Origin of the sequence: Salegentibacter sp. (assembly GCF_041642575.1) — a bacterium.
GTDB lineage: Bacteria > Bacteroidota > Bacteroidia > Flavobacteriales > Flavobacteriaceae > Salegentibacter.
The window spans coordinates 1-2601 of record NZ_JBEPWD010000171.1 but is presented as its reverse complement, the minus strand read 5'-3'; the positions used below and the strand labels follow the sequence as shown (position 1 = coordinate 2601).

The window sequence follows — 2601 nt, the reverse complement described above, 5'->3', positions numbered from 1 at the left end:
CAATCGGATGAACTCAAGAAGTTGGTAAGTAGTTACCAAAAAGAGCTTAATCCCGAAACCGGAATTATATATAATCATCGTAAAAATTATGATGAAACCGTGCAACGTATCAACAGAACCATGTCACGGTATATAGACAAGAAGCAGATACAGGCCCAGGAGATCTATCCGCATTATTTTGAACGTTATAAAACCGATGGAGTAGACCACAATATCTATATAGGGGCTTCGATGGCCCGAAACAAGGCTTTTAATAAAGTCTATTTATACAATATGAGATTGTGGCAGCTAAGTACCATGTGTGAGATGGAAAACAGGTTCTATCAATTACAGGAAAGCACCCCGATTAAACTGGATGCCGCATCGCTGATCCTGGTTTACAATACCACCTTATCGATCAGGTATCGAATGGATGAGAAAAAATTCGATGTAGACGGTACTTATAACGCGCGTTATGAGATCATCAAAAAACGTTTGGATAAGGCTTTCATTAAAAATACCGAGGAGCGTATCACTCAAAAAGGAAAAATCGCGATTATTTATTCTCAGCGAGCTGATGAACGAGAATATTTGCGATACATAAAATATCTACAGGCGAAAAAATATTTAGGTGAGGAAGTAGAGATCCTTGAGCTGGAAGATGTTCAGGGGGTGGTAGGCCTTAGAGCAATTCGGGTAAACATTCTTTACACTTTGGATGATTCAGATCCGGAAAATACAATCACCTACGAAGATCTTATGCAGGAACTAAACTAGGTAAAAGGCTATTACAAAGCTTAATACCGAAAGGATAATTCCTATCATAAAAACCAAATAGGTTAGCCTCAACAACATATACTTTCTGTGTAAGACCTTCCCCAGTAAATGCAGATCCAACATTAAAGATTCATAAACATAATCTTTGTCTTTAATGATCTCCTGCATTCCCCAACGGAATTGCTCAAAAGGCATTTTATGGAAATTCCCAAAGAAGAGTAAATTCACTTCCCTGTTCTTAACCTGATCTTTTGTGAATTCCCCGCTGGTGACATTGGGCCTCGTAGATAATATGGAAAGAATTATTGAGGCAACACTAAACAGCATTAAAACCAGACTGGGAACAAGAAGGTGTTTATGCATCTCGGCATCCAGTTTAGGTAATAAATTGGCAAATGCCAGGGAAATAATGATCGCGTTTACCGAAAGCAGAATGTTCGCCTTGGTATCAGCAATATCACTAAGTTTTATATGATTCCTAAGAGTAACCCTGAATAGAGTCTGGATACTTCTTTCGGGATTATCATTTTTGAATTTCGCTTTCAGGCGGGCCTTGGTTTCTTCTTTTTTTAGTTTTTTCTCCTGTTTCGTCTGAGATTCAATTAGCTCAAGAAGGTTTTTTTCTTTCCCTTGTTGCCAGTTGGTAAGCGCATAGGTAGTATAAAACTGATGCTTTTTTGTAAGCATTTCAATATTTTCCTGTACCCATTCTGAGGCAGTGAAATGCCTGATATTTAATAATTCAAGTTCCTGTCTTAATAATTCACTGGTTTCCTCGAAATAATCTTTGGCGAAATGCGAAGAATCGGCATCTCTCATAATTTTTTCCGGAAGGCTTTTCGGTTCCGCTTCAAACCGGGTAGCCTTAATATATTGGGTGACTTTTTCAATGAGTTCCGGGGTGGCATTATTCTCTTTTAAAAACCTGGTAGCGATGTCTACACTCTCTTTTTCATGCCCTTCAAAAGTGCGGATATAACCGGTGTCATGTAGCCATGCGGCCAGTAATAGCGCCTCTTCCTCTTTAACATTAATTTCAGAATTATCAATTAATTCTTTAGTACTTTTAGCCACGCGCTGGGTGTGCTTATAGTTATGGTATATGTAGGTATTCGGTAGCTTTTCTTTAAAAAGATTTAAAACAAATTCATCTGCTTTTTCAACAAGCTTATTCATCTTCGGGTGATATTTGGTTGAGCCAAATTACAAAAAATGTTCAATACCCCTTATGAAAAAAAATAACATCTTCCTTTCACTTTTAAGTATCCTGTTTATTTATTCCTGTGCCAGTAATGATCCCAAATATCATAAGGATGAACCTACCGAAAACTTTGGTTATCCTACCGATAAGGAAATTGAGAAATCCTTTTACCTCATTGGAGATGGTGGCTACTCCCAGCCGGGAGGAAGCTCTGAAGGGCTTATTGCGTTCAAGACTTTCGTGGATTCTGTAAAGGAAACCGGAAATTACTCCCTTTTCCTGGGGGATAATATCTATCCTTCGGGGCTTCCGCCGGAAGATCATCCCGGGAGAGAACAGGCAGAATACAGGTTGGATGCCCAGTTAGATGCAATAGAAAATTATGATGGGAAGGTGATCTTTACACCCGGAAACCATGATTGGTACGACTCCGGAATCCCGGGGCTGTTGCGCCAGGAAGAATACCTGTTGGAAAAATTTGAGGAAAATCTGGTTTGGTCTCCCAAAGCCGGTTGTGGTTTGCAAATTATTGATATCACCGACGAGATCCAGATGATCGTTATCGATTCCCAATGGTACCTTGAGGATTGGGATAAACATCCAACTATAAATGATGATTGTGCCGAAATCAAAACCCGGGAAGC

2 protein-coding genes and 1 pseudogene are annotated in these 2601 nt (G+C 39.3%); 2 read left to right on the top strand and 1 reads right to left on the bottom strand.

Going from position 1 to position 2601, the window contains the following annotated elements:
* A pseudogene (locus ACESK1_RS12965) lies at positions 1–756 on the top strand (GAF domain-containing protein); the annotation flags it as partial.
* On the opposite strand, the gene ACESK1_RS12960 reads toward ACESK1_RS12965, so the two are convergent.
* Positions 748–1932 carry a Pycsar system effector family protein gene (locus tag ACESK1_RS12960; RefSeq protein WP_372920596.1) on the bottom strand — a complete coding sequence of 395 codons (1185 nt, stop codon included), beginning with the start codon at positions 1930–1932 and terminating at the stop codon, positions 748–750. The pseudogene ACESK1_RS12965 and the gene ACESK1_RS12960 overlap by 9 nt on opposite strands.
* A 52-nt stretch (positions 1933–1984) precedes the next feature.
* Between ACESK1_RS12960 and ACESK1_RS12955 the strand changes: the two genes are divergently transcribed.
* Positions 1985–2601: metallophosphoesterase (locus ACESK1_RS12955; protein ID WP_372920595.1), on the top strand; the 617-nt coding region annotated here is incomplete at its 3' end.